The sequence below is a fragment of the Caulobacter sp. genome, from assembly GCF_035254145.1.
In the GTDB taxonomy this organism is placed as follows: Bacteria; Pseudomonadota; Alphaproteobacteria; order Caulobacterales; family Caulobacteraceae; genus Caulobacter.
In genome coordinates this window covers 1-25,112 of the sequence record NZ_DATFAV010000109.1, presented here as the reverse complement: position 1 = coordinate 25,112, position 25,112 = coordinate 1, and the positions used below count along the sequence as shown (strand labels likewise).

At 67.9% G+C, this 25,112-nt stretch carries 23 protein-coding genes and 1 pseudogene; 18 read left to right on the top strand and 6 right to left on the bottom strand.

The genetic code is table 11. The annotated features are described in order from the left end of the window. Positions 1-21: 21 nt before the first annotated feature. The 16 genes from tsf (at position 22) to VJ655_RS06255 (ending at position 15,950) form a co-directional block, all read left to right on the top strand. Complete coding sequence (gene tsf / locus VJ655_RS06330; RefSeq protein ID WP_324110221.1) at positions 22-960, top strand: translation elongation factor Ts; 939 nt, start codon at positions 22-24, stop codon at positions 958-960. A gap of 188 nt (positions 961-1,148) precedes the next feature. Beyond that, the gene (gene pyrH / locus VJ655_RS06325) at positions 1,149-1,892 is read left to right on the top strand and encodes a UMP kinase (protein ID WP_324110220.1); all 744 of its coding nucleotides are present in this window, start codon (positions 1,149-1,151) and stop codon (positions 1,890-1,892) included. A gap of 28 nt (positions 1,893-1,920) precedes the next feature. Continuing rightward, positions 1,921-2,487 carry a ribosome recycling factor gene (frr, locus tag VJ655_RS06320; RefSeq protein ID WP_324110219.1) on the top strand — a complete coding sequence of 189 codons (567 nt, stop codon included), beginning with the start codon at positions 1,921-1,923 and terminating at the stop codon, positions 2,485-2,487. A gap of 49 nt (positions 2,488-2,536) precedes the next feature. After that, a complete protein-coding gene (gene uppS, locus VJ655_RS06315; protein ID WP_324110218.1) occupies positions 2,537-3,316 on the top strand; it encodes a polyprenyl diphosphate synthase in 780 nt (259 codons plus the stop codon). Continuing rightward, positions 3,294-4,121 (top strand): phosphatidate cytidylyltransferase, encoded by an 828-nt coding sequence (locus VJ655_RS06310; protein WP_324110217.1) that lies wholly within the window; start codon positions 3,294-3,296, stop codon positions 4,119-4,121. Before uppS ends, VJ655_RS06310 begins: the two co-directional genes overlap by 23 nt. After that, positions 4,109-5,305, top strand: coding sequence for a 1-deoxy-D-xylulose-5-phosphate reductoisomerase (dxr, locus tag VJ655_RS06305; protein ID WP_324110216.1), 1,197 nt, complete (start codon positions 4,109-4,111; stop codon positions 5,303-5,305). Before VJ655_RS06310 ends, dxr begins: the two co-directional genes overlap by 13 nt. A gap of 20 nt (positions 5,306-5,325) precedes the next feature. Beyond that, entirely contained in the window at positions 5,326-6,522 is a 1,197-nt protein-coding gene (locus tag VJ655_RS06300) for a M50 family metallopeptidase (protein ID WP_324110215.1), read from the top strand. A gap of 17 nt (positions 6,523-6,539) precedes the next feature. Then, positions 6,540-8,903: an outer membrane protein assembly factor BamA gene (bamA, locus tag VJ655_RS06295; protein ID WP_324110214.1), complete on the top strand. Its 2,364-nt coding sequence runs from the start codon at positions 6,540-6,542 to the stop codon at positions 8,901-8,903. 2 nt (positions 8,904-8,905) lie between these two features. Next, a complete protein-coding gene (locus tag VJ655_RS06290; protein ID WP_324110213.1) occupies positions 8,906-9,544 on the top strand; it encodes an OmpH family outer membrane protein in 639 nt (212 codons plus the stop codon). 53 nt (positions 9,545-9,597) lie between these two features. After that, positions 9,598-10,617 (top strand): UDP-3-O-(3-hydroxymyristoyl)glucosamine N-acyltransferase, encoded by a 1,020-nt coding sequence (gene lpxD / locus VJ655_RS06285; protein ID WP_324110212.1) that lies wholly within the window; start codon positions 9,598-9,600, stop codon positions 10,615-10,617. 1 nt (position 10,618) lies between these two features. Further along, positions 10,619-11,098 (top strand): 3-hydroxyacyl-ACP dehydratase FabZ, encoded by a 480-nt coding sequence (gene fabZ, locus VJ655_RS06280; RefSeq protein WP_324110211.1) that lies wholly within the window; start codon positions 10,619-10,621, stop codon positions 11,096-11,098. Next, positions 11,095-11,886, top strand: a complete 792-nt coding sequence (gene lpxA / locus VJ655_RS06275; RefSeq protein ID WP_324110210.1) for an acyl-ACP--UDP-N-acetylglucosamine O-acyltransferase — start codon at positions 11,095-11,097, stop codon at positions 11,884-11,886. The genes fabZ and lpxA overlap by 4 nt, the downstream gene beginning before the upstream one ends. Positions 11,887-11,895: 9 nt before the next feature. Further along, entirely contained in the window at positions 11,896-12,738 is an 843-nt protein-coding gene (lpxI, locus tag VJ655_RS06270) for a UDP-2,3-diacylglucosamine diphosphatase (protein WP_324110209.1), read from the top strand. After that, positions 12,735-13,913 carry a lipid-A-disaccharide synthase gene (gene lpxB / locus VJ655_RS06265; RefSeq protein WP_324110208.1) on the top strand — a complete coding sequence of 393 codons (1,179 nt, stop codon included), beginning with the start codon at positions 12,735-12,737 and terminating at the stop codon, positions 13,911-13,913. The genes lpxI and lpxB overlap by 4 nt, the downstream gene beginning before the upstream one ends. Positions 13,914-13,971: 58 nt before the next feature. Further along, on the top strand, positions 13,972-15,690 hold the full coding sequence (locus VJ655_RS06260) for a flagellar hook-length control protein FliK (RefSeq protein WP_324110207.1): 1,719 nt from the start codon (positions 13,972-13,974) through the stop codon (positions 15,688-15,690). Next, positions 15,687-15,950, top strand: a complete 264-nt coding sequence (locus VJ655_RS06255) for an EscU/YscU/HrcU family type III secretion system export apparatus switch protein (RefSeq protein WP_324110206.1) — start codon at positions 15,687-15,689, stop codon at positions 15,948-15,950. Before VJ655_RS06260 ends, VJ655_RS06255 begins: the two co-directional genes overlap by 4 nt. A 54-nt stretch (positions 15,951-16,004) precedes the next feature. On the opposite strand, the gene gltA is transcribed toward VJ655_RS06255, so the two are convergent. Next, positions 16,005-17,285 carry a citrate synthase gene (gltA, locus tag VJ655_RS06250; protein ID WP_324110205.1) on the bottom strand — a complete coding sequence of 427 codons (1,281 nt, stop codon included), beginning with the start codon at positions 17,283-17,285 and terminating at the stop codon, positions 16,005-16,007. A gap of 67 nt (positions 17,286-17,352) precedes the next feature. Next, on the bottom strand, positions 17,353-18,771 hold the full coding sequence (gene gltX / locus VJ655_RS06245) for a glutamate--tRNA ligase (protein WP_324110204.1): 1,419 nt from the start codon (positions 18,769-18,771) through the stop codon (positions 17,353-17,355). Positions 18,772-18,978: 207 nt separating this feature from the next. Between gltX and VJ655_RS06240 the strand changes: the two genes are divergently transcribed. Continuing rightward, entirely contained in the window at positions 18,979-21,102 is a 2,124-nt protein-coding gene (locus tag VJ655_RS06240; protein WP_324110203.1) for a ComEC/Rec2 family competence protein, read from the top strand. A 43-nt stretch (positions 21,103-21,145) separates the two neighbouring features. Beyond that, a complete protein-coding gene (locus tag VJ655_RS06235; RefSeq protein ID WP_324110202.1) occupies positions 21,146-21,913 on the top strand; it encodes an isocitrate lyase/phosphoenolpyruvate mutase family protein in 768 nt (255 codons plus the stop codon). A 170-nt stretch (positions 21,914-22,083) separates the two neighbouring features. Here VJ655_RS06235 and lexA read toward each other — a convergent pair whose 3' ends face one another. The 4 genes and pseudogenes from lexA to VJ655_RS06215 all read right to left on the bottom strand — a co-directional run. Further along, positions 22,084-22,785: a transcriptional repressor LexA gene (gene lexA, locus VJ655_RS06230; RefSeq protein WP_324110201.1), complete on the bottom strand. Its 702-nt coding sequence runs from the start codon at positions 22,783-22,785 to the stop codon at positions 22,084-22,086. A 171-nt stretch (positions 22,786-22,956) separates the two neighbouring features. Continuing rightward, positions 22,957-23,802 carry a class I SAM-dependent methyltransferase gene (locus tag VJ655_RS06225; RefSeq protein WP_324110200.1) on the bottom strand — a complete coding sequence of 282 codons (846 nt, stop codon included), beginning with the start codon at positions 23,800-23,802 and terminating at the stop codon, positions 22,957-22,959. Between the two features lie 68 nt (positions 23,803-23,870). Next, positions 23,871-24,659: an indole-3-glycerol phosphate synthase TrpC gene (gene trpC / locus VJ655_RS06220; RefSeq protein WP_324110199.1), complete on the bottom strand. Its 789-nt coding sequence runs from the start codon at positions 24,657-24,659 to the stop codon at positions 23,871-23,873. Beyond that, a pseudogene (locus tag VJ655_RS06215) lies at positions 24,656-25,112 on the bottom strand (anthranilate phosphoribosyltransferase); the annotation flags it as partial. The pseudogene VJ655_RS06215 and the gene trpC, both read right to left, overlap by 4 nt.

Below are 25,112 nucleotides of genomic sequence, written 5' to 3'. Positions count from 1 at the left end.
GCTTGAATCTGGAGATATTCCATGGCTGAGATCACGGCTGCGCTGGTCAAGGAACTGCGCGAGAAGTCCGGCGTCGGCATGATGGACTGCAAGAAGGCGCTGTCGGAAAACAACGGCGACATCGAAGCGTCCATCGACTGGCTGCGCGCCAAGGGTCTGTCCAAGGCCGCCAAGAAGGCCGACCGCGCCGCCGCCGAGGGCCTGGTGGCTATCGCCACCGCCGAACAGGGCGCGGGTGAAACCGCCACCGCCGTCGAAGTGAACGCCGAGACCGACTTCGTGTCGCGCAACGACCTGTTCCAGGGCGCGGCCCGCCAGATCGCCGGCGTGGCCCTGAGCACCGACGGTTCGGTCGACGCCATCGTCGCCGCCAAGCTGGCCGGCGGCGAGACCGTGCAGGACCACTTGACCAACCTGATCGCCACGATCGGCGAGAACATGATGGTCCGTCGCGCCGCCAAGCACACTGTCGAGAACGGCGTCGTGGCTTCGTACATCCACAACGCCACCGCGCCGGACCTCGGCCGCATCGGCGTGCTGGTGGCTCTCGAGTCGACCGGCGACAAGGCCGCCCTGCGCGACCTGGGCCGCAAGATCGCCATGCACGTCGCCGCGACCGCCCCGCTGTCGCTGTCGCCGGACGATCTGGACCCGGCCGCCATCGAGCGCGAGAAGGCCGTGTTCACCGAGCAGGCCCTGGAGTCGGGCAAGCCGGCGGCCGTCGTCGAAAAGATGATCGAAGGCCGCATCCGCAAGTTCCTGGAAGAAGTCGTGCTGCTGAAGCAAGCCTTCGTCATGAACCCGGACCAGACCGTCGAACAGCTGGTCGCCGAGACCGGCAAGACCCTGGGCGCGCCGATCACCGTTAAGGGCTTCACGCGTCTCGCCCTGGGCGAAGGCGTCGAAAAGAAGCAGGACGACTTCGCCGCTGAAGTCGCCTCGATGACCGGCCAGGGCTAAGACCCGCCGTCGGGAGCCATCGGCTCCTGACAGACAATCAGGGCGCGGCGCGTTGAGACGCGCGCCGCGCCCTTTTTGCGCCTGCCGAGCGGCGCGCCTGCCAAAGGCCGCGCCCTGGTTGGCAAAACCCATCCCACTTCTGTAGAACGCACGTAATGTGCGTGCCGACGACTCAGGAATAGCGGTCCATGTCCGATACTAGCGCGCCCCAGAAATATCGCCGCATCCTGCTCAAAGTGTCGGGCGAAGTCCTGATGGGCGATACGCCCTACGGCATCGACACCCAGACCGTGCAGTCCGTCGCCGACGACGTGGCCGAGATCGTCAAGTCGGGCGTGGAGCTGTGCCTGGTGATCGGCGGCGGCAACATCTTCCGCGGCATGGCCGGCGCGGCCATGGGCATGGAGCGTTCCAGCGCCGACTATATGGGCATGCTGGCCACCGTGATGAACGCCCTGGCCATGCAGGACGCTCTCGAGCGCATCGGCGTCCAGACCCGCGTGCAGTCGGCGATCCCGATGGCCACCGTCTGCGAGCCCTATATCCGCCGTCGCGCCCAGCGCCACCTGGAGAAGGGCCGTGTCGTGATCTTCGCCGCCGGCACCGGCAATCCGTTCTTCACCACCGACACCGCCGCGGCCCTGCGCGCGGCCGAAATGCAGTGCGACGCCCTGTTCAAGGGCACCAGCGTCGATGGCGTCTACACGGCCGATCCGAAGAAAGACCCCAAGGCCCAGCGCTATGACCGGCTGACCTATATGGACGTGCTGGCCAAGGATCTGCGGGTCATGGACGCCTCGGCCGTGGCGCTGATGCGCGACAGCAACATTCCGATCGTGGTCTTCTCGATCAAGGGGCGCGGCAATCTGCTCAGCGTCCTGCGAGGCGAGGGGACCCACACCGTGGTCGCCGAAGACCGCGCCGCCGCCTGAGACTAGAGACAAGCGAGGAGAGCCCGTCATGGCCGCCGCCGAGAAACCCGTCCTGTCGCGCTACCGCGATCGCATGGACAAGGCCGTCGCCGCTCTGAAGGAAGAGTTTGGCAGTCTGCGTACGGGCCGCGCGTCGGCCAGTCTGCTCGACCAGGTGATGGTCGAGGCCTATGGCTCGACCACGCCGCTGAACGCGGTGGCCTCGGTCAGCGTGCCCGAGCCGCGTCAGATCAATGTCAGCGTCTGGGATCGCGGCGTCGTCGTCTCGGTCGAGAAGGCGATCCGCGCGTCGGGCCTGGGCCTGAACCCGGTCGTCGAAGGCCAAAACCTGCGCATTCCGATCCCGCCGCTGACCGAGGAGCGCCGCAAGGATCTCTCCAAGATCGCCGGCAAGTACGCCGAGCAGCAGAAGATCGCCGTCCGCAACGTCCGTCGCGACGCCAACGACGATCTGAAGAAGGCCGAAAAGGACAGCGTCGTCGCCGAGGACGAGCGCAAGAAGATGGAAACCGAGGTCCAAAAGATGACCGACGAGGCCATCAAGCGCATCGACGAGGCCTTGAAAATCAAAGAACAAGAGATCATGCAGGTCTAATCGTCCTCCCTGCGAGTTTTGGGGAAACGACGAGGGAAGGTTGAAGCGAATGCCGCCGACCACCGGCCTGCAGAACGTTTCGGCGCGCGCCGGAGGCGGGGCGTCCGACCAGCGTCTGCATGTGGCCATTATCATGGATGGCAACGGCCGCTGGGCGAAGCAGCGGGGGATGCCGCGCGTCCTTGGCCATCGCGCCGGCGTCAACGCTTTGAAACGCACTGTCGAGGGCGCTCAGAACCAGAACGTCGGCGTACTGACGGTCTTTGGCTTTTCGACCGAGAACTGGCGCCGTCCGGCTCAGGAAGTGTCCGAGCTGATGGGCCTGTTGAAGGCCTATGTGGAGTCGGATCTGGAGCGGCTGGCGCGGGCGGGGGTTCGCGTCCGCATCATCGGCCGCCGAACCGGCCTGACCCCCGACCTCGCCGAGGTGATCGAGCGCGCCGAGAAGCGCACGGCCCAGAACACCGAGTTCGTGCTGCAGGTGGCTTTCAACTACGGCGGCCAGGCCGACATCACCGACGCCGCGCGCGCCTTCGCCGAAAAGGTGGAGCGGGGCGAGGCCAAGGCCGCCGACCTGACCGAAGAGACCTTCGAGCGGTTCCTGTCGACCGCCTCGGCGCCGCCGCCGGACCTGATCGTGCGCACCAGCGGCGAGCGCCGGATTTCCAACTTCCTGCTTTGGGAGTGCGCCTACGCCGAACTGGTGTTCCAGGATGTGCTGTGGCCCGACTACGGTCCTGAACCCCTGGCGGCGGCCATCGCCGAATATCGCCGTAGGGATCGACGTTACGGAGGGATCGCGGCCGATGACGTCGCCGTCGCCGGCTAAGCGCTTTAACTGGGGCAATCTTCGAATGCGCGTGGTCTCGGCCACCGTGCTCGTGCCTACCGTCGTGGCCGCCGTCTGGCTGGGCGGCTTGTGGATTCTGGCGCTCGCGCTCGTTTGCGTGGCCTTGCTAGCCCGGGAATGGGGCAAGATCAGCGCGCCCAAGGCGCCGCGCGCCGTCGGCGTCGTGGTCGGTGTGTTCTGCGCCATCGCCGTGCTTGCCGCCTTCCTGCACCACTTCTTCGTCGCCTGGACCGTGGTGCTGGCTGGGGCCTTCCTGGCTGGGCTGATCGCCCGAGGCGCTGTCGAGCGTCGCGCCGACGCGGCCTATGGCGTCATCTATATCGCGCCGGCGGTCATCGCCCTGGTTTGGGTCCGCTCGCTGTCTGACGGCCTGTGGTGGACGCTGTTGCTGTTCGTGGTGACCTGGTTCGCCGATATCTTCGCCTATGTGACCGGCAGCATCTTCAAGGGGCCCAAGCTGTGGCCCCAGATCTCGCCGAACAAGACCTGGTCCGGCTTCATCGGCGGCCTGGTGGCGGCGACGATCGGCGCCGTGCTTGTGGCTCATTTCGCCCATCTCAAGCTGATTTGGCCGGCGGCGGCGCTGGTCGGCTTTCTCGGCGGCCTCGCGACCATGGCCGGCGACCTCTGGGAATCGATGCTCAAGCGCCGCTTCGGCGTGAAAGACAGCGGCGACATCATCCCGGGCCATGGCGGCCTGCTGGATCGCGTCGACGGTCTGATGTTCGCGGCGATCGTCATCGCCGCCGTGCGCCTGATCGACCATTGGGGATGGGCGCATTGACCTTACCCCGCAAGGTGGTGGTGCTGGGCTCGACCGGATCGATCGGCCTGTCAACCTTGAGCCTCTTCGAAGAATCCGGCGCGCCCGTCGAAATCCTGGCCCTCACGGCTGGGCGTAATGTCGAGCGGCTGATCGAGCAGGCCCTGCGTTGGCGCCCCCAGGTGGCTGTCATCGACGATGAGACCAAGCTTCAGGCGTTGAAGGATGGCTTGGCCGGCAGCGGCGTGCGGGCGGCCGCCGGGGCGACCGCGGTCAGCGAGGCCGCCGCCATGGGCGCGGACTGGGTGATGTCCGCCATCGTCGGCGCCGCGGGCCTGGCGCCGACGCTCGCCGCGGCGCGCACCGGCGCGGTGATCGCCCTGGCCAACAAGGAAAGCCTGGTCTGCGCCGGGCCAGCGCTGCTGGCGATCGCCAAGGCGGCCGGCGGCTCGGTGATTCCGGTCGACTCCGAACACTCGGCGATCTTCCAGGTGCTCCAGCCCGATTGCGCCCACCGGGTGTCGCGCTTGATCCTGACCGCGTCGGGCGGGCCCTTCCGCACCTGGGACAAGGCCGCCATGGCCGCCGCGACGCCCGAGCAGGCGATCGCCCATCCCAACTGGTCGATGGGCGCCAAGATTTCGGTCGATTCCGCGACGATGATGAACAAGGGGCTCGAGATGATCGAAGCCTCATACCTGTTCGGAACACCTGAAGACCGCGTCGACGTCGTGATCCACCCCCAGTCCGTGATCCATAGCCTGGTGGAGTACGCCGACGGCTCGACCCTGGCCCAACTGGGACCGCCGGACATGCGCAGCCCGATCGCCTGCGCCTTCGCCTGGCCCGATCGGCTGCCCTGGCCGGCGCCGCGACTGGATCTGGCCGCCTATGGCCAGCTGACCTTCGAATCGCCCGACCTGGAGCGCTTTCCATCGATCAGCATCGCGCGCGAAGCCCTGCGCCTGGGCGGTGGCGCGCCGACGGCGATGAACGCGGCCAACGAGGTCGCCGTGGCCGCCTTCCTTGACCGGAAGATTGGCTTTCTCGATATTGCCGCGGCGGTGGCGGGAACCCTCGAGCGCATGAACAGTCTTGGCAGCCTCGCCGTCGCGCAAAGTGACGCTGTCGACAACGCGATGATGATCGACGCCAGTGCTCGCCGCATTGCGGCCGAGGTTGTCACGCAAAAGCATCAGCGCTGATCGGGAGACCCAGCCTCTTCATGACCGACGTGCTGTTTTACATCGTTCCCACGATCTTCGTGCTGTCCATCGTGGTGACGATTCATGAGCTCGGCCACTTCTGGGTGGCGCGAGCGTGCGGCGTCGCGATCGACTGCTTCTCGATCGGCTTTGGCCGGTCGCTGGTCTCGTGGCGCGACAAGCACGGCGTCGAATGGCGTATCGCCGCGATACCGCTGGGCGGCTTCGTGCGCTTCGCCGGCGACGAGAATGCCGCCAGCGTCCCCGACCAGAACGACCTGCAGGCCATGAAGCGCGCCATTGTCGCGCGCGAAGGCGAGGCGGCCGTGAAGCGCTATTTCCATTTCAAGCCGGTCTGGCAGCGCGCCGCGATCGCCTTCGCCGGACCGCTGGCCAACTTCATCCTGGCCATCCTGATCATGGCCGTCTTCCTGGTCGTGATCGGCAATCCTCGCGGGCAGGCGACCGTGCGGGAGGTGCAGCCCAACTCGCCGGCCGCCCAGGCCGGGCTGCAGGCGGGCGACGTCCTGCTGCGCGCCGACAACACGCCGATCCGCGGCGCGGGCGATGTCAGCGCCTATGTGTCGCTGCGCGCCAACCTGCCGATCGACCTCACCATCGAGCGGGCGGGGGCGGTCCGTCACGTCAAGGTCGTCCCGGCCCTGGCCGAGAGCCGCGACGACATCCGTGGCCGGATCAAGGAAGGCCGGATGGGCGTGGTGCTGGGCAGCGTGTCCCGCCTCGAGAAGTCCAGCCCGCTGACCGCCATTCCCGACGCCACCGTCGAGGTATGGGGCATGATCAAGACGATCGGCTTCTATCTGGGGCGGCTCGTCACCGGCCAGCTGCCCGCCGACCAGATCAGCGGCATCATCGGCATCGGCCACACCGCCGGCGCGGTGACCAAGGCCAGCGCCGTCGGCGCGCCAGACGTGGCGACCATGGCGCTGCGCGTCTTCATCTCGTCGATGCTGCTGATCGCCAGCCTGTCGGTCAGCATCGGCTTCATGAACCTGTTGCCGATCCCGGTCCTCGATGGGGGGCACCTGCTGATGTACGCCTACGAGGCCGTGGCCAAACGGCCTCTGCGAGCGGATGTTCAGGCCGCCGGTTTCCGCGCGGGGCTTGCCTTGATCCTGGGTTTCATGCTGTTCGCGGCGTGGAACGACCTCAACCGCTACGACGTGTTCAAATTCATCGGCGGCCTGTTCACGTGAACGCCCGCTCTTCGTCCATGATTGGTCCCATGAACAAACTTCGCGCCCGCAGCGCCGCGTTCGCCACCGGTGTGGCGCTACTCCTCGGCTCCACGGCCCTGACGGCGCCCCAGCAGGCGCTCGCCCAGGCCGCGCAGACCGGGGTGGTCCAGCGCATCGTCGTCCAGGGCAATGAACGCATCGAGCAGGGCACGGTCCTGTCCTATCTGCCGATCCAGCCGGGCGACACGGTCGATTCCCAACGCCTCGACCTGGCGCTGAAGACCCTGGCCCGCACCGACCTGTTCGCCGACGTGAAGATCGAGATGCAGGGCGGCGACCTGGTCGTGAAGGTCGTCGAGAACCCGATCATCAACCAGGTGGTCTTCGAGGGGAATTCGTCCCTGAAGGAAGACAAGCTGAAGGACGAGGTGCAGATCCGCCCGCGCGGCATCTTCACCCGCGCGAAGGTCCAGGCCGACGTTCAGCGCATCATCGAACTTTACCGCCGCTCGGGCCGTATCTCGGCGACCGTGACGCCCAAGGTGGTCGAGCTGCCGCAAAAGCGCGTCGACCTGGTGTTCGAGATCAGCGAAGGCCCCAAGAGCGGCGTGCTGGGCATCAACTTCCTGGGCAATTCCGAGTACTCGGACAACGACCTGCGCGATGTGGTCGTGACCAAGGAAAGCCACTGGTACAAGTTCCTGACCAGCAACGACAACTACGACCCGGACCGCATCGAGTACGACCGCGAGCAGCTGCGCAAGCACTATCGCAATCGCGGTTTCTTTGACTTCCGAGTCGTCTCCTCGGTGGCCGAGCTGGCCCCGGACAAGAACGGCTTCGCCGTCACCTACACCCTGGACGAGGGCCCGAAGTACAAGTTCGGCAAGGTCACCGTCGAAACCGAACTGAAGAAGCTGGACGGCAACCTGCTGGCCCAGATCCTGCCGATCCGCGCGGGTCAGCTCTACGAGGACGAGCGTATCGAGCAAGCCACCGACGCCCTGACCTTCGCGGCGGGCGCGGCCGGCTTCGCCTTCGTGGACGTGCGCCCGCGCTACGTACCCAATCGCGAGACCAAGACGGTGGACGTGGTCTTCCAGGTTCGCGAAGGCCCGCGCGTCTATGTCGACCGCATCGACATCGTCGGCAACACCCGCACGCTGGACTACGTCCTGCGCCGCGAGCTGGAGGTGGCCGAGGGCGACGCCTACAACCGCGTGCTGGTCGACCGCTCGAAGAACAACATCCGCCGTCTCGGCTTCTTCAAGGAAGTCGACATCGAGGACACCCAGGGCTCGGCGCCGGACCGCACCAACCTGCGCGTCAAGGTCGAGGAGCAGCCGACGGGCGAACTGTCGTTCAGCGCCGGCTACAGCTCGATCGACAAACTGGTGCTGGACGTCGGCATCACCGAGCGCAACTTCCGGGGCCGCGGCCAGAACATGCGGGCCCGCGCGTCGGTCGGCTCGCTGCGTCAACAGATCGACTTCGGCTTCTCCGAGCCGCGCTTCCTGGGTCGCAACCTGGTGGCTGGCTTGAACCTCTATACGTTCCGCTACGACCTGTCGGACTACGCGGCTTATGACACCAAGTCGGTCGGTGGCGACGTGCGCTTCGGCTTCCCGCTGACCAACGACTCGTCGATGAGCCTGCGCTACACGATCCGTCAGGATGACGTCAGCGTCGCCGACAGCCTCTGCGCGAGCGGCTCGGTCTCGCAGATCCTCTGCCTGCAGCGCGGCGCCTACATCACCTCGATGATCGGCTATGGCCTGCGTATCGACAAGCGGAACGACCCGATCAACCCGACCCGCGGCTGGTTCGCCGACCTGAACCAGGATCTGGCCGGCCTGGGCGGCGACGTGAAGTACCTGAAGACCGAAGCCGACGCCGGCTGGTACTGGGGCTTCACCAAGGACCTGGTGTTCAGCGCCACCGGCTCGTTCGGCTACATCGAGGGCTGGGGCGGCGACAACGTCCGCATCAACGACCGCTTCTATCGCGGCGGCACCTCGTTCCGAGGCTTCGAGATCGCCGGTATTGGTCCGCGCGATATCTCGAGCACGAACAACTCGATGGGCGCCAAGCTCTACGCCATCAGCACGTTCGAGCTGACTGTTCCGACCTTCCTGCCCGAGCAGTACGGCATCAAGGCCGCCCTGTTCAGCGACGTGGGTACGGCCGGCCTGCTGGACGATGTGGATCGCCAGCGCTCGCCGGGCGTCTTCGATCCGAACATCAAGGATAACCTCGGCCTGCGTGCCTCGGCGGGTATCTCGATCGACTGGAAATCCCCCATGGGCCCCATTCGGTTCGATATCAGCCGCATTTTGGCCAAGGAAAGCTACGACCGAACCGAAACGTTCCGGTTCTCCACCTCCACAAGGTTCCAATAAACATGTCCAAATTCCTGTCCGCGGCCGCGTCCAGCGTCGTCGCCCTCGCCATCGCGACCAGCGCTTCGGCCCAGACCGCTCCGGCCGCGGCCCCCGCCGCGCCGGCCGTCACGCATGGTCCGGCCCTGCCGGGCGTCTGCATCTTCTCCAGCCCGCGCGCCGTGGGTCAGTCGCAAGTCGGCAAGGCCGTTGACGCTCGCCTGAAGACGATCATCCAGCAGGTCAACGCCGAGCTGACCGCCGAGCGCACTGGCCTCGACAACGAAGCCAAGGCCCTGGACGGCAAGAAGGCCACCCTGGCCCAGGACGCCCTGGAGCAACAGGCCAGCGCCCTGCAGGTCAAGGCCAACGCCTGGCAGCGCAAGGGCCAACTGCGCCAGAAGGAAGTCGAGGCCACCGAGCAGAAGGCGCTGGCGCGCGTCTATCAAGAGCTCGATACGCCGATCAAGCAGGTCTACCAGGCTCAGAAGTGCAGCATGCTGCTGGACCGTGAGTCCGTGATGCTGGCCAACCCGGCCATGGACATCACCGACGCCGTGGTCGCCGCGCTCGACGCCCGCATCAAGACCCTGACTTTCGACCGTGAGCGTCTGGACCAACAGGTCCCGGGGGCTCAAGCTCTCCAGCCGACCAATAAGTAAGCGAATCGTCTCCTTTAGGGTTACCTAGGGGAACCTTTTCGCCGTGAGGAACCATGCCGGACCCGCGTTTCTTCGACAGCCTGGGTCCGGCATCGCTTTCCGAGTTGGCCCGGGCGGGCGGCGCCGAACTGGCGAGCCCGGCCCTGGGCGATCGCGTGATCGCGCATGCCGCGCCGTTGGATTCCGCCGACGCCCAGGCGATCACCTTCTTTTCCGACGCCAAGCGTAAGGATGCGGCTGGGGCAACCCGCGCTGGCGCGTGTTTCGTGCGGCCAGAGCATCGCGACTTCTTGCCATCAGGTTGCGCGGCCCTGGTCACCAGGCATCCGCAGGCGGCCTGGGCCGCGGCGGTCGCTCGCCTTCACGCGCCGCGCCGGCATGAACCTGCCTCCGACGCCATCCATCCCGAGGCCGAGCTGGAGGAGGGCGTTCTATTGTCGCCGAACGTGACGGTGGGGCAGGGCGCGCGCATCGGGCGCGGTACGCGGATCGGTCCGGGCGCCGTGATCGGACCCGGCGTGCTCATCGGGCGCGACTGCGTGATCGGACCCAACGCCGTCATCGGCTTCGCCCTGCTTGGTGATCGCGTGTCGGTCGCGGCCGGGGCGGTGCTCGGCGAGGCGGGCTTCGGCGCCGCCGTCGGGCCGCGCGGGATGGTCGACCTGCCCCAACTGGGGCGAGTGGTCATCCAGGACAGCGTCACCATCGGCGCCAACAGTTGCGTGGATCGGGGCGCGTTCGCGGACACGACGATCGGCGAGAACACCAAGATCGACAATCTGGTTCACGTCGCGCACAACGTCCGTATAGGGCGCAATTGCGTGCTCGCGGCCTATACCGGCATTTCCGGCAGTACGACGATCGGTGACGGCGTCGCCTTCGGCGGCAAGGCCGGTGTCGCCGACCATTTGAATATCGGTTCGGGCGCGAGCGTCGGGGCGGCAGCCTCGGTGTTCAAGGACGTGCCGGAGAATGAAACCTGGACGGGATTCCCGGCGCGACCGCTCAAGCGGTGGCTTCGGGAGACCGCGTGGCTGTCGCGCATGGCGGGCGGTCGAGTGACGAGGGGCTGAGATGAGCCAGAACGCCGAGCAAACGGTGCAGACCGACATCGACATCGCGGAGATCCTGGCGCGCATTCCGCACCGCTATCCGTTCCTGCTGGTCGACCGGGCCGAGGACTACAATCCCCACAAGTCGATCGTCGGCATCAAGTGCGTCACGATCAACGAGCCATTTTTCCAGGGGCATTTCCCCGGCAATCCAGTCATGCCGGGCGTCCTGATCATCGAGGCTCTGGCGCAGACCGGCGCGGTGCTGATGAGCAAGTCGCTCGAGGTCGACACCGATGGCAAGACGATCTTCTTCATGTCGGTCGACAATGCCCGCTTCCGCACGCCGGTGCGTCCGGGCGACGTGATCCGGATGGAGGTCGAGGTGGTGCGGGCGCGCTCGTCCATCTTCAAGTTCAAGGGCGTGGCCAAGGTCGGCGATAAGGTCGCCGCCGAGGTCGAGTTCGCCGCCATGGTGGTCGAGACGGGGCCCAAGGCATGACCATCCATCCCACCGCCATCGTCGCCCCCGAGGCGCGGCTGGCCCCCGATGTCGAGATCGGCCCCTACAGCATCGTCGGACCCGACGTGACCCTGGCGGCGGGCGTGCGCCTGTTGTCGCACGTGGTGGTCGAAGGGGCGACGACGATCGGCGAAGGCTGCGTCGTCCACCCATTCGCCAACCTGGGCGGGCCGCCCCAACATCTGGGCCACAAGGGCGAGCGCACCGAACTCTTGATCGGTCCGCGCAACATCATCCGCGAGCACGTGACCATGCATACCGGCACGGCCTCGGGGAAGGGCGTGACCACGATCGGTTCGGACGGCCTCTACATGGTCGGCTCGCACGTCGCCCACGATTGCGCCGTCGGTGACTTCGTGGTGCTGGCCAAGGGCGCGACCCTGGGCGGCCATGTGGCCATCGGCGACTACGTGTTCATGGGCGGCCTTGCCGCGGCGCACCAGTTTTCGCGCATCGGCCGCTACAGCTTCATCGGCGGCCTGGCCGCGGTGACCAAGGACGTGATCCCCTACGGCTCGGTGTGGGGCAACCACGCCCATCTGGAGGGCCTGAACCTGGTCGGCCTGAAGCGTCGGGGCTTCTCGCGCGAGACGATAAACGCCCTGCGCGCGGCCTATCGCCTGATGTTCGCCGACGAAGGCACGTTCCAGGAGCGGCTCGAGGACGTGGCCGAGATCCACGCCGGCAATCCCGAAGTGATGGAAATCGTCGACTTCATCCGGGCGGACGCCAATCGCCCCCTGTGCCTGCCCGAGCGCGAGGTCTAGGCTTTCGACATGCGAAAGCTGGGTCTGATCGCCGGAGGCGGAGCGCTGCCCGTGGAACTGGCGGCCCACTGCGAGGCCGCCGGCCGGTCCTTCGCGGTGATGCGCCTGAAGAGCTTCGCCGATCCGGCCCTGGCGCGCTATCCGGGCGCGGACGTTGGCCTCGGCGAATTCGGCAAGGTGTTCAAGGCCCTGAAGGCCGAGGGCTGCCAAGTCGTGTGCTTCGCTGGAAATGTGAATCGCCCCGACTTCGCCGCGCTCATGCCCGACGCGCGCGGTTTGAAGGTCATGCCGGGGCTCATCATGGCCGCGCGTCAGGGGGACGACGCGCTGTTGCGGCGCGTCCTGGACGAGTTCGAGAAGGAAGGCTTCGAGATCGAGGGCGCTCACGAGGTGGTGGGCGAGATGACCCTGCCGCTGGGCCGCCTCGGTCGGATGTATCCCTCGGACGATGACATGGCGGACATCGACAAGGCCCTGACGGTGGCGCGCGAGATCGGCCGCCTGGACGTGGGGCAAGGGGCCGTTGTCTGCAATGGTCTCGTTCTCGCCGTGGAAGCCCAGGAAGGCACCGACGCCATGCTGCGCCGAGTGGCGGATCTGCCTCAGTCCATCCGGGGTTCGATCGAGCGGCCGAGAGGCGTTCTGGCCAAGGCGCCCAAGCCGATCCAGGAGACGAGGGTGGACCTGCCGACCATCGGAGTCGCCACCATCCAGCGCGCGGCCCGGGCGGGTCTCGCTGGCGTGGTCGGCGAGGCGGGACGTCTGCTGGTCGTCGACCGAGAGGCCGTGGCCGCCGCGGCCGACGAGTTGGGACTCTTCGTGCTGGGGGTCGATCCGCGGGGGAACGCGTGAGCGCGCCCCTGAAGGTCATGCTGGTCGCGGCCGAGGCGTCCGGCGACGCCCTGGGCGCCGGCCTCGCCAAGGCGCTACGCGCGCGTCTCGGCGATCGGGTGACCTTCGTGGGTGTCGGCGGCGTCAAGATGGCCGAGCAGGGGGTTCAGAGCCCCTTCGACATCGCCCAGCTGTCGATCCTGGGCATCTGGGAGAGCCTGAAGGCCTATCCCAGGGCCAAGGCCCGTCTGAACGACACCGTGGCCCTGGCGGCGCGCGAAAAGCCCGACGTGGCCGTGCTGATCGACAGCTGGGGCTTCAACATCCGCCTGGCTCACGCGCTGCGGAAGCTCGATCCCGCCATGCCGCTGGTGAAGTACGTCGCGCCGCAGGTCTGGGCCTATCGCGAGAAGCGAGCCTACAGCCTGGCCCGGGCCGTGGATCTGCTGTTGTCCATCCAGCCCATGGACAAGCCCTATTTCGACGCGGCCGGGCTCAAGAACGTCTTCGTGGGCAATTCGGCCCTGGCCAAGCGTTTCGACCGCGCCGATCCGGCGCGTCTGCGCGCGGCGATCGGGGCGTCGCCTGGCGAGCAGATCCTGCTCGTCCTGCCCGGCAGCCGCCCCTCCGAGATCGAAAGGGTCATGCCCGCCTTCGCCGACGCCGTGCAGCGGCTCAAGGCGACCCGGCCGGACCTCGTGGTCGTCGTGCCGGCCGCCTACACGGTGGCCGAGGCGGTGAAAGCCCGCGTGGCGGGGTGGCCCTTCCGCGCCCACGTCATCGAGGACGAAGGCCTGAAGGACGACGCCTTCGTCGCGGCGGACGTCGCCCTGGCCTGCAGCGGCACGGTGACGACCGAGCTGGCCCTGGCGGGGCGCCCGATGGTGGTCGGCTACAAGACGGGCGCCATCACCTACGCCATCCTAAAGCGACTGATGAAGCCGCGCTGGATCACCCTGTTCAATATCGCGGCTGGTCGAGCCGTGGCGCCGGAGCTGATCCAGCACGCCTGCGAGGGTGAGGGCTTGGCGCGCGAGGTGGAGCGACTTCTGGATGACGCCGATCTTCGGGTCCGCCAGGCCGCCGAACAATACGAGGCGCTCGACAAGATGGGCCGCGGGATGCCCGATCCGTCCGAGGCGGCCGCGACCGCGCTGCTCGATTTCCTGAACGCTCGCGGGCTCATCCAAGGTTAACCAGCCCTTTACGCGCGGGTCTTAAGATCCTGACGACTTCCGCGCTGGAGCCGTCGTCGTGGCCATCGACCCGACCACGCCCGTGACCCCGACCGCTCCCGCCGCACCGGCTGGGAGCCCGCCGAGTTCCGCCGTCGCTCTGCAAGCCATGGCCCGCGCCGCGATGGCCGGGGCGACCGCTCAACTGGGCGAGATCGTGGGTCAACCGACGGCGTCGACGTTCAAGACCCATTCGACCGTGGAGCAGCCCGGACAGGCTTCGGCCCAGGATGCGGGGCGCGCGACGGATACGCCGGCCGCCAAGGGCGGCGCGGTCGAGCCTGGCCGTGCTCCGGTTCCAGACGTGCGGTCGATCCGCGCCGTTCGCGTCGCGGCGGCCGACGCCGTTCCCCGCCAGGCGGGCCTGGCGCCGCTGATGGCCGACGTGCGCGAGATCGTCGAGCGTGCGGAGACGCCGTCGGAAGTCCGCAACGCGGGCAAGACCCTGCTGGCGCGCGTTCCACGCGCCTTCGAAATTTCGACTGCCCAGGGCCTGAGAAAGGCTGTCGAGCGTTCGGGCGTCTTCCTCGAGGCGCGGCTGGCGCGGGGCGACCTTCCCAAGCACGAGGGCGCGGCCCCGTCCGTGGCGCCGGAGACAGACATCAAGGCGGCCCTGCTGGTTTTCCGGAGCGTGCTCTCCAACTGGCTGGCGCGGACAGCGCCGCCGCCCACCGAGGAACCCGAGCACCCCGGAATGGCCGCGCCGGAGATCGCGGATCACGCCGAGGGCGATGAGCCGGTTCGGAGTGGGCCTGCTCAAAGCCGGCCGGTCCAGAGCGAGCACGTCGAGACGGAGAGCCCCCACGGAGTCGCGCGGCCCGAAGCGCAGAGCGGCGGCGCTCCCTTGGCGGACGCGGAATCCCCCCAGACAGCCGCGCCGCGGCGAGACGACAGCGCAGCGCTCGCTCCGCCGGCCAAGGAAACCGTCTCGCCGCCGCTGGACGATGCGGTCGAGCCACGCTTCGCGGCGTTTCTGGCGTCCCCCAAGCCCGTGCGTCCGCCGACGACCAAGCCGGAAGCGCCGGCGCTCGGTCTGCTGGGCATGATCGAAGCGACACCGGACGCGGAAGATCTGGCGCGTTCGCCGCCAAGCACGACCATGCCGCTGGCCGCGAAGGGGTATGGGCCCGTTTCCGCTGAGCAGGCGCGTTCGAAGACTCCGCCGCCGCCGTTCGCGGGCGGTCCGCTGGCTGGACAGCGTCCAACGGGTTCGGACTTGCCGCCCGAAGCCTCGGCGCAGGCGATCGTTCGTCGACTGGTGAAGGGCGCGGGCGCGGCTCTGGCCCGGCAGGATCTGATGCAGATCGCGTCCCTTCCCGAGGTCCATCACGATCCGGAGACGGGGGAGGCGCGGCCGCAGGCCGGGCGCTTGAACCTCGAGGTCCCGTTCGTGACGCCCCAGGGCGTGGCGGTGGCCCAGTTCGAGATCAGCCACGACGGCGGCGGGGCGGGCGGCGGCGCGGTCGGGACGGTCGAACGCACCTATCGTGTCCGGTTCTCGATCGATGTCGAACCGTTGGGACCGGTGCATGCCCTGGTGACCCTGACCGGCGCGCGGACGCGGGTGTCCCTGTGGGCCGAGCGGGCGGAGACGATCGCGCGCCTTCGAGCTGGCGAGGAGAGTCTCGGAGCGGCGCTTCGCCAGGCCGATCTTTCGCCGGACGTCGCGGTCCATTCCGGCGCTCCGCCGATCCGCGACACCAGCGTGCTGGGCCACTTTGTGGACCAGGCCTCATGAGCGGCGTCACCGGTCCCTCGGCGCGGCCGCGCATCGCGGTCGCCTTGCTCTACGAGGATCCCAATGCGCCCAAGGTGGTGGCCTCCGGCCAGGGCTGGATCGGCGAGAAGATCATCGAAACCGCGCGCGAGCACGGCGTTCCAATCGAGGAAGATCCCGTCCTGGCCCAGGCCCTGTCGACCATAGAGGTCGACGAGGAAATCCCCGAGGCGCTGTATCGCGCGGTCGCCGAGGTTCTGAGCTTCCTGTTGAAGCGCTGAACGAAAAAGGCCCCGCCGAAGCGGGGCCTGATCCGTTGTCCCAAAGAAAGCGGCTTAGCGCTTGTCGATCGAGACGTAGTCGCGCTGCGTGGCGCCGGTGTAGAGCTGACGCGGACGACCGATCTTGCGGGTGGGGTCCTCGAACATTTCCTTCCACTGGCTGATCCAGCCGACGGTGCGGGCCAGGGCGAACAGCACGGTGAACATGTTGGTCGGGAAGCCCATCGCGCGCAGGGTGATGCCCGAATAGAAGTCGATGTTCGGGTACAGCTTGCGGTCGATGAAATACGGGTCGCTCAGCGCGACCTTTTCCAGTTCCTGGGCGACCTGCAGCAGCGGGTCGTTGTTGTGGCCCAGTTCCGCCAGCACTTCGTGGGCGGTCTTCTGCATGACCTTCGCGCGCGGATCGAAGTTCTTGTACACGCGGTGGCCGAAGCCCATCAGCTTGTACTTGCGGTCCTTCACGCCCTGGACGTAGTCCGGGATGTTGTCGACCGAGCCGATGGTCTCCAGCATCTCCAGCGCTTCCTGGTTGGCGCCGCCGTGCGACGGGCCCCACAGACAGGCGATGCCGGCGGCGATGCAGGCGAACGGGTGCGCGCCCGACGAACCGGCCAGGCGGACGGTCGAGGTCGAGGCGTTCTGCTCGTGGTCGGCGTGCAGGATGAAGATCCGGTCCATGGCGCGGGTCAGCACCGGGTTCGGCTTCCAGTCCTCGGCCGGCACGGCGAAGCACATGCGCAGGAAGTTTTCCGAGTACGACAGGTCGTTGCGCGGCGAGATGAACGGCTGGCCGACCGTGTACTTGTAGGCGCGGGCGGCGATCGTCGGCATCTTGGCGATCAGGCGATGGGCGCTGATCTCGCGCTCACGAGCGTCGTCGACATTGATGCTGTCGGCGTAGAAGGCCGACAAGGCGCCCACGGCGCCGGTCATCACGGCCATCGGGTGGGCGTCGCGGCGGAAGCCCTCGAAGAACCGGTCGAACTGCGCGTGCAGCATCGTGTGGTAGGTGATGTTCTTCTCGAACTTGGCGAATTCGTCGGCCGTCGGCAGCTCGCCGTTCAGCAGCAGGTGGCAGACCTCGAGGAACGAGGACTTCTCGGCCAGCTGGTCGATCGGATAGCCGCGGTGCAGCAGAATGCCGGCGTCGCCATCGATATAGGTGATCTTGCTCTCGCAAGACGCGGTCGAGGTGAAGCCGGGATCGAAGGTGAAGTGGTCGCTTTCGCCGTAAATCTTTCGGACGTCGATGACGTCCGGACCCGTGCTGCCCTTGAGGATCGGCAGGTCGTAGCTCTTGTCGCCGATCGTCAGCGTGGCTTTATCGGTCATACTTAGACCCCTTCATAATTGGAACGAGCAGTCCAACTTTGGCTTTTCGCGGGTGCGTTATAGCGCCTCATGCGCGCGGCGCCAGGGCGTCGTCAAGACGCCCCAGGCTCTCTTCGCGGGACAGGGCGGCCATCGTCTTGTTCAGATCCGGCGCCGGCGCGCCGCCGGTCAGGATTCCGCGCAGGGCGGGGCCGAACTTGCCAAAACCGACGCCTTCGGATTCCGCGAACGTTTTCAACACGGTCTCCAGCGTGCCGGCGTCGAAGGCCGGCGCGGCGGCCAGCTGATCACGCAAGCGCTTGAGCCGCTCGACGGTTTCCTCGGTCAGCTGCTTCTGCGTTTTTTCGTCCAGCGCCAGGGGGCGGGTCTTCAGTGCGAACGCACAGTGATCCACCAGCTCCAGGATCGTCTTGGCGCCTTCCTTCACTTCCGGGACGGTGCGAGCGATCCGCTCGCGCGCATCGGCGGGCAGCGGTTCGTCGCGCTTCTGGGCGGCCGCCAGGGCCAGTTCGGTCAGGCGTGTGTCGTCGGCCTTGCGCAGGTGCTGGGCGTTGGTGTGGTTCAGCTTGGCCCAGTCCAGGCGCGCGGGCGCCTTGACCACGTCCTTCACGTCGAACCAGCTGATCGCCTGCTCGTCGTTGAACACTTCGTCGTCGCCATGGCCCCAGCCCAGGCGGGCCAGGTAGTTGCGCATGCCCTCGGGGATATAGCCGAGGTCGGCGAACTCGCCGACGGCCTGGGCGCCGTGGCGCTTGGAGAGCTTGGCGCCGTCCGGGCCGTGGATCAGCGGGATGTGGGCGAAGGCCGGCACGGCCCAATCCATCGCCTTGTAGATCAGGGTCTGGCGGGCGGCGTTGTTCAGGTGGTCGTCGCCGCGGATCACATGGGTGACGCCCATGTCGTGGTCGTCGACGACCACGGCCAGATTGTAGGTCGGCGCGCCGTCGGCGCGGAGCAGGACCAGATCGTCCAGCTCGATATTGCGGAAGGTCACCGGGCCCTTGACCAGGTCGTCGACAAGGGTCTCGCCGTCCAGCGGGCCCTTGAAGCGGATGACGTGCGGCTTGGAGAGATCGCCTTCCGGCGCGTCGCGCCAGGGCGAACGGATGGCGCGGCCCTCGGCGCGGGCCTTCTCGCGAGCGACCTCCAGCTCCTCGACCGTCATCCAGCAGCGATAGGCGCGGCCCTTGGCCAGCATCTCGTGCACGACCTCGACATGGCGCGGCGCGCGGGTGTGCTGGAAGATCACCTCTTCGTCGGACTTCAGGCCCAGCCAGTCGAGGCCCTCGAAGATGGCGGCCACGGCCGCCTCGGTCGAGCGCTCGCGATCGGTGTCCTCGACGCGAACAAGGAACTTCCCTCCCGTATGGCGTGCATATAACCAGTTGAACAGCGCCGTGCGGGCGCCGCCGATATGCAGGAAGCCGGTGGGCGAGGGGGCGAAACGCGTGACGACGCCAGTCGCCGAGGGGGAGGGGTTCGACATGGACTTCAAGGCTGCAGGGCTGGACGCCGGATCGGCGTCGAAGAACGCGGGCCGCGACGCGGCTTGGGCGGGGCGTCTTAGCACGCCGGTTCCCGCCGGGCCTAGCGGTTTTGCGTGGTGCGGCCAACTTGACTTGGCTGTCAAAAATACAGTGGTTTCCGAGTGTTAGGTTCCGAAGCTCTGGAGGCGACGCCAAGGCCCGCGATCATGCGGCTCTCGTGGCGGGCGCTTGCGGCGCTGGCGCTGGCCGAACTGCGCGTCAACGAGGCTCGCGCCTTTCTCTGGACTCCGGTGGCGCTCGGGCTGGGCGCCGCGGCCTATCTGGAGGCAAGGGGCGAGCCATCGTTTTGGATGCTCGGGGCGTTGGCGCTGGCCCTGACGAGCCTCTGGTGGACGCTTCGCCGGGGCGCCGCGCCAGCGCTGATCATCGCCTTGATCGGCTTGGCCGCATTTGGCGCGGCCGGGACCTTGGCCGCCAAGATCCGCAGCGACCGGGTCGCCGCCCCGATCATGACCGGAGAGCGCGTCGTGCGCCGTGTCGACGGCTTCGTCGTCGATGTGGTCAGTCCGGGCGTGGGCGGGCCGCGCCTGCTGATCGCGCCGGTCTCGATCTCTGGCCTGCCGCCGGAGCGGACGCCGCGACGGATCCGGGTGACGATCGGCGAGAACGACACGCCCGCGCCCGGCCAGGCGATCCGCGTGAAGGCCATGCTGGGTCAACCGCCGCCGCCCGCTTCGCCCGGATCTTACGACTTCGCTCGCGACGCTTGGTTCGACTCGATCGGCGGCGTGGGGTTCGTCATCGGTGAGGTGACCAGCGCCGAACTGGATCGACCGCCGCCAAGGCTGCGGTTGACCATGGCGGTCAACGCCTTTCGCTGGCGCCTGGCCCAGAGGATCCTGGCGCGGATGGGGCCGTCCAGCGGAGGGATTGGCGCGGCCATGGTCACCGGCCACGAGGCCTGGATCACGCCGGAGCAGACCGACGCGATGCGGGCTTCGGGCCTGGCGCACATCCTGTCGATCTCGGGCCTGCACATGGCCATCGTTGGCGGCTTCGTATTCGGAGCGGTGCGGCTGGGCGTCGCCGCCTGGCCATGGCTGGCGCTGCGGGCGCCGGGCAAGAAGATCGCGGCGGTGGCGGGTCTGGTCGCGGTGCTCGGCTACCTGGTGATCTCCGGCGCGCCGCCCCCGGCCGAGCGGTCGGCGATCACGGCCAGCGTCGCCTTCCTCGCCATCCTGTTCGATCGGCGGGCGATAACCCTGCATGGCCTGGCCGTGGCGGCCTTGCTGATCCTGGCCCTGAAGCCAGAGACGGCGGGCGAGCCGGGCTTCCAGATGTCGTTCGCGGCCACCGCCGCTCTGGTCGCCCTGGCCGAAAGCTGGCCACGGCCCGTGAAGGAGATTTCGACCCCATGGTGGATCCGTTGGCCGCAGGCGGGGATCACCTGGCTCGCCGCCAGCGTCGCCGCCAGCCTGGTGGCGGGGCTGGCCACCGCGCCGTTCGCCATGCAGCACTTCAATCGGGTCGCCGTCTGGGGTCTTCCGGCCAATCTGGCGGTCGCGCCGCTGTCCTCGTTCGTGATCATGCCCTTCCTGGCGATCGGCACGCTGCTGGAGCCGTTCGGCCTGGGCGCGCCATTCCTGGCCGTCGCGGGTTGGGGAATCGACGCGATGGTCGGAATCGCCAGGGGCTTCGCCGACGCCCACGGGGCGCAGCGCATCGTCGCTAGCGCACCACCGCAGGTGCTGGTGGTCGCCTTCTTGGGCCTGATGATCCTGTGCCTGTGGAAGGGCCGGCTGCGTTGGGTTGGAGCGCCCCTGGCGCTTGCGGTCGCCCTCTGGCCCAGACCCACGCCGCCCGACGCCTGGATCGCCGCGGACGGCGCGGCGGCCGCCGTTCGGTCCGGTGATGCGGCGGTGCTGCTTCGGACCGACGCCAAGCGGTTCGGGGCCGAACTGTGGGCGCGGCGGCGCGGGCTGACGCCGGCGACATGGAGCCTCTACGCCTGCGACAAGCGGATCTGCGCGCCCGCCCTGGGCGCGCCCGTACGCCTGTCCCTGGCCTGGAGCCGCAAGACGCCCGACGCCGGGACCCTGTCAGGCCTTTGCGTGAACAGTGAGGTCGTGGTGATCCGGGCTCGGGCGCCCGAACGCACCCCGCCTTTATGCGCCGATACCGTGCTCCTGACCGCCGAGGACTTTGCGCGGGGCGGGGCGGCTGAGCTCTATCGCCACCCTGACGGATGGCGCATCGTCTGGGCTCAGCCCTTGCGGGGCGAGCGCCCCTGGAGCCGCCTGCTGACATCCGATGACGCGCGCGGCGGCTAGCGTCGTCGGGAGGGCGGAGAAGAACACCGCCGGAGGATCAGTGATGACGAACCCGTTCGCCGCCCGCCGCGCGGCTTTCCGCGCCCTGCACGCCGAGGGCTGCTTCGCCCTGCCCAATCCGTGGGACGTCGGCAGCGCCAAGCGGTTGGCGAAACTGGGCTTCAAGGCCTTGGCCTCGACCAGCGCGGGCGCGGCCTGGGCCATGGGCAAGGACGACGGTCAACTGACCCGCGACGAGGTGGTCGAGCACCTGCGCATGCTGTGCGCCGCCACTGACCTGCCGGTGAACGCCGATTTCGAGAACGGCTTCGCCGACACGCCGGAAGGCGTTGGCGAGAGCGTGACCCTGGCCATCGAGGCCGGTGTCGCGGGCGTCTCGATCGAGGACTGGTCGGGCTCGGCGCTGTACGATCTCCCGACGGCCATCGCGCGCCTCAAGGCCGCCCGCGCGGCTATCGACGCCTCGGGCCAGGACGTCATGCTGGTCGGTCGCACCGAAGGCTATCTGCGTGGAAACCGCGATTTGGCGCCGACCCTGGACCGCTTGAAGGCCTACGCCCAGGCTGGCGCCGACTGCCTCTACGCCCCGGCGGTCACCGATCCGGAGGAGATCAAGGCCATCGTCCAGGCCGTCGCGCCCAAGCCGGTCAACGTGCTGTTCTGGGGACCGGAGATGTCGGTCGAGAGCCTGGGCGCGCTGGGCGTGCGGCGGGTCAGCACGGGCGGTTCCCTGGCCGCCGCGGCCTGGGCCGGCTTCGACACGGTCGCCAAGCGGTTGGCGGAGGAGGGGCGTCTGGCGCCAAAGCCTTAAGCGTTCACCCCAAACCGCTCATCCCCGCGAAGGGGGATCCAAACGGCTTGGTGGTTGGCGAACGCGCAAACAAATTCGCCTCCCTAGGCGCAGAGCCGAGGAAGGCGGAGTTTGTTCCGACATTCAGCTTGGGTCCCCGCTTTCGCGGGGATGATCGGCTCGGGGCGGAATCAGTGATACCGCCGGATCAGACCCACCAGCTTGCCCTGCACCTCGACCTGGTCGGGGCCGAAGATGCGGGTCTCGTACTTGGGGTTGGCCGCTTCCAGGGCGATCGAGCCGCCCTTCTTGCGCAGGCGCTTGAGGGTGGCCTCCTCGCCGACCAGGGCGACGACGATCTCGCCCGAGGTGGCGGTGTCGCCCTTCCTGATGATCACGTAGTCGCCGTCGAGGATGCCGGCCTCGATCATCGAGTCCCCCTGCACCTCGAGGACGTAATGCTCACCGCCGCCTAGCATGGCTTCGGGCACCGGCAGGCGCTCGCGCTCGTGCTGGATGGCGTCGATTGGCGTGCCGGCGGCGATGCGGCCGAGGATGGGCAGTTCGCGGCTGTCGTTGGCGGGCGGCGTCGCGGCGGACGCCGGCGGGGCGCCGCCGCCTTCGAACACCTGCGGGCGGAAGGCCCCGCGGCCTTTCGGCGGCGCGGCGGTCGTGGCCTGCTGCGGCAGCTTCACCACCTCGAGCGCCCGGGCGCGGTGGGCCAGGCGGCGGATGAAGCCGCGCTCTTCCAGAGCGGTGATCAGGCGATGGATGCCGGACTTGGAAGCCAGGTCCAGGGCCTCCTTCATCTCGTCGAACGAGGGAGAGACGCCAGTCTCCTTGATCCGTTCGTGGATGAACATCAGCAGTTCGTGCTGCTTGCGGGTGAGCATGGCGACCTCGGCTGGAGCGCGGAACAAACCGCAAACCTTGCGAATGTTCTCCAGGTGTTCCGGGTTAAAGTCAAGTCGAAGCGCGGTTGGCGAGAAAAGCCTTGGAAAATCAATAGCTAGACAGTGCCGTCGAGCAAATGTCGGCCAGAATCAAAAGCTTAACGAGAGCCTTCAGGCGCGCTTGCGAGCGATGACGATGTCCTGGTCCTGCAGGGGTTGGCGTCGCCACACGCCCAGCGCCGGATTGAGCACGTCCAGACCCAGGGCGTCGTACTGCTCCAGGACCGGCTCGATGTCATAGCCGATCACCGACTCGGGCAACTCCGGCGTAGCCGTCCAGCAACCGTCCAGCGGATGGACGAAATCGAAGGCGATCTGGCCGTTGCCGGTGTTGGCGCGCGCCTCCTCGTCGATCAGGTACCAGGAGACGATGCTGATGCCGCCCGGCTTGAGCACCCGGGCGATCTCGCGCGCGAACTGGGCCTGGTCGGCGGCCAGGAGGTGGGTGAACACCGAGCCTAGCCAAACATAGTCGAAGCTGGCGTCCGGATAGGGGAAGACATAGGCGCTGGCGGGTTGCGAACCGGCCGGATTGTAGCGGTCGCTGTGCATGTCGGCGTGCACGAAGTCGAAGCGCGGGTCGCCGACGGCGATATTGGCTTTGCACCAGTCGATCGCCTCGGCCATCACGTCGAAGCCGGCATAGCGGCCAGTCTCGTCCAGGTAGTCGACCAGGGGCGCGGCGGCGCGGCCGATCCCGCAGCCGACGTCGAGGATGGCGTGGCGCGGTTGCAGGCCCGCCTCGATGAACAGGCGCTTGAACTCCTGGCCCACGCGCACGAAGTCCGCGTCCGCGGCCCCGACCAGATGCCAGAGCTCCTGCGGCGCGGCGACCGCGTCGATGGATCCGGCGGTCGCGGTCGCGCCACGCGGCAGCAGGGCGCGGCGCAGGCGGCCCAGCGCCGGACGCAGAGGCGCTGGCGTGACGTTGCGCAGCGCGGTCAGAAAGGCCTGCATCCGATTCCCTTTGCTCGAAGCGATCGGACTCTAGAGAGCCCGTGGTTCTGGGCCAACCATCAGGATGGTCAGCCGATCAGAGCCTTGGTCGCGGCCGTGACGTCGGCCTGACGCATCAGGCTCTCGCCGACCAGCATGGCCTTGGCGCCGGCCTTCTCCATCCGCACGGCGTCGGCGTGGGTGAAGACGCCGCTCTCGGTGACCAGCAGAGCGCCTTTCGGGGCCTGGGTCGACAGGCGCTCGGTGACGGCGAGGTCGACGACGAAACTCTTGAGGTCGCGATTGTTGATCCCCACGAGATCCGCGCCCAAGGCGCCGGCGCGCGCCATCTCGGCCTCGTCGTGGACCTCGACCAGGGCGTCCATGCCCAGGCGGCGGGCCTCGGACATCAGATCGGCCGCCAGGGCGTCGTCGATCATCGCCAGGATGACCAGGATGGCGTCGGCGCCCAGGGCGCGGCTCTCGGCCACCTGCCAGGGATCCACGAGAAAGTCCTTGCGGATGCAGGGCAGGACGGTCGCCGCGCGGGCGGCCACCAGATACTCGTCGGCGCCCTGGAAGCTGGGGCCATCCGTCAGGACCGACAGGCAGGCCGCGCCGCCGGCTTCGTAAGCCTTGGCGAGAAGGGGCGGATCGAAGTCCTCGCGGATCAGGCCCTTGGACGGCGACGCCTTCTTGATCTCGGCGATCAGCGACAGCTTGCCGGGGGCGTGAAAGGCTTCGAGCGCCGCCTTGAAGCCACGCGGGGCCGAGGCGGCCCTGGCGGCGGCGTCGACCTCGGCTTGCGAACGCGCGGCCTTGCGGGCGGCGACGTCCTCGCGCTTGTAGGCGGCGATCTTGGCCAGGATGTCGGTCACGAGGCTGTTTCCGTATTGGTGGCGGCCACCAGGCCGTCGAGGGCGGCGCGGGCGCGCCCTTTGTCGATCACGTCGGCGGCCAGCTCGATACCTTCGACCAGAGTCTCGACCTTGTCCGCGACCAGGAAGGCGGCGGCGGCGTTCAGCAACACGATGTCGCGATAGGCGCCGGTTTCGCCTTCGAGAAGACGGGTCAGGGCTGCGGCGTTGAAGATCGGGTCGCCGCCGGTGATGTCGGACAGCGAGGCGCGCGGCAGGCCGACGGCCTCGGGCGTGATCTTGAAGAGGCGCACGACGCCATCACGCCATTCGGCGACGTCGGTTTCGCCCGTGGTGGTCAGCTCGTCCAGGCCCGAGCCGTGCACCGACCAGGCGCGCTCGGCGCCCAGCGCGCCCAGGGCCTTGGCGATCGGCTCGACGAAGCGAGGGGTCGAGACGCCCACCACCTGCCGC

Bases quoted from the DNA above. Each gene is read 5' to 3' on its own strand.
- tsf (WP_324110221.1), top strand. From the start codon at position 22: ATGGCTGAGATCACGGCTGCGCTGGTCAAGGAACTGCGCGAGAAGTCC.
- pyrH (WP_324110220.1), top strand. From the start codon at position 1,149: ATGTCCGATACTAGCGCGCCCCAGAAATATCGCCGCATCCTGCTCAAA.
- frr (WP_324110219.1), top strand. From the start codon at position 1,921: ATGGCCGCCGCCGAGAAACCCGTCCTGTCGCGCTACCGCGATCGCATG.
- uppS (WP_324110218.1), top strand. From the start codon at position 2,537: ATGCCGCCGACCACCGGCCTGCAGAACGTTTCGGCGCGCGCCGGAGGC.
- VJ655_RS06310 (WP_324110217.1), top strand. From the start codon at position 3,294: ATGACGTCGCCGTCGCCGGCTAAGCGCTTTAACTGGGGCAATCTTCGA.
- dxr (WP_324110216.1), top strand. From the start codon at position 4,109: ATGGGCGCATTGACCTTACCCCGCAAGGTGGTGGTGCTGGGCTCGACC.
- VJ655_RS06300 (WP_324110215.1), top strand. From the start codon at position 5,326: ATGACCGACGTGCTGTTTTACATCGTTCCCACGATCTTCGTGCTGTCC.
- bamA (WP_324110214.1), top strand. From the start codon at position 6,540: ATGATTGGTCCCATGAACAAACTTCGCGCCCGCAGCGCCGCGTTCGCC.
- VJ655_RS06290 (WP_324110213.1), top strand. From the start codon at position 8,906: ATGTCCAAATTCCTGTCCGCGGCCGCGTCCAGCGTCGTCGCCCTCGCC.
- lpxD (WP_324110212.1), top strand. From the start codon at position 9,598: ATGCCGGACCCGCGTTTCTTCGACAGCCTGGGTCCGGCATCGCTTTCC.
- fabZ (WP_324110211.1), top strand. From the start codon at position 10,619: ATGAGCCAGAACGCCGAGCAAACGGTGCAGACCGACATCGACATCGCG.
- lpxA (WP_324110210.1), top strand. From the start codon at position 11,095: ATGACCATCCATCCCACCGCCATCGTCGCCCCCGAGGCGCGGCTGGCC.
- lpxI (WP_324110209.1), top strand. From the start codon at position 11,896: ATGCGAAAGCTGGGTCTGATCGCCGGAGGCGGAGCGCTGCCCGTGGAA.
- VJ655_RS06255 (WP_324110206.1), top strand. From the start codon at position 15,687: ATGAGCGGCGTCACCGGTCCCTCGGCGCGGCCGCGCATCGCGGTCGCC.
- gltA (WP_324110205.1), bottom strand. From the start codon at position 17,285: ATGACCGATAAAGCCACGCTGACGATCGGCGACAAGAGCTACGACCTG.
- gltX (WP_324110204.1), bottom strand. From the start codon at position 18,771: ATGTCGAACCCCTCCCCCTCGGCGACTGGCGTCGTCACGCGTTTCGCC.
- VJ655_RS06240 (WP_324110203.1), top strand. From the start codon at position 18,979: ATGCGGCTCTCGTGGCGGGCGCTTGCGGCGCTGGCGCTGGCCGAACTG.
- VJ655_RS06235 (WP_324110202.1), top strand. From the start codon at position 21,146: ATGACGAACCCGTTCGCCGCCCGCCGCGCGGCTTTCCGCGCCCTGCAC.
- lexA (WP_324110201.1), bottom strand. From the start codon at position 22,785: ATGCTCACCCGCAAGCAGCACGAACTGCTGATGTTCATCCACGAACGG.
- VJ655_RS06225 (WP_324110200.1), bottom strand. From the start codon at position 23,802: ATGCAGGCCTTTCTGACCGCGCTGCGCAACGTCACGCCAGCGCCTCTG.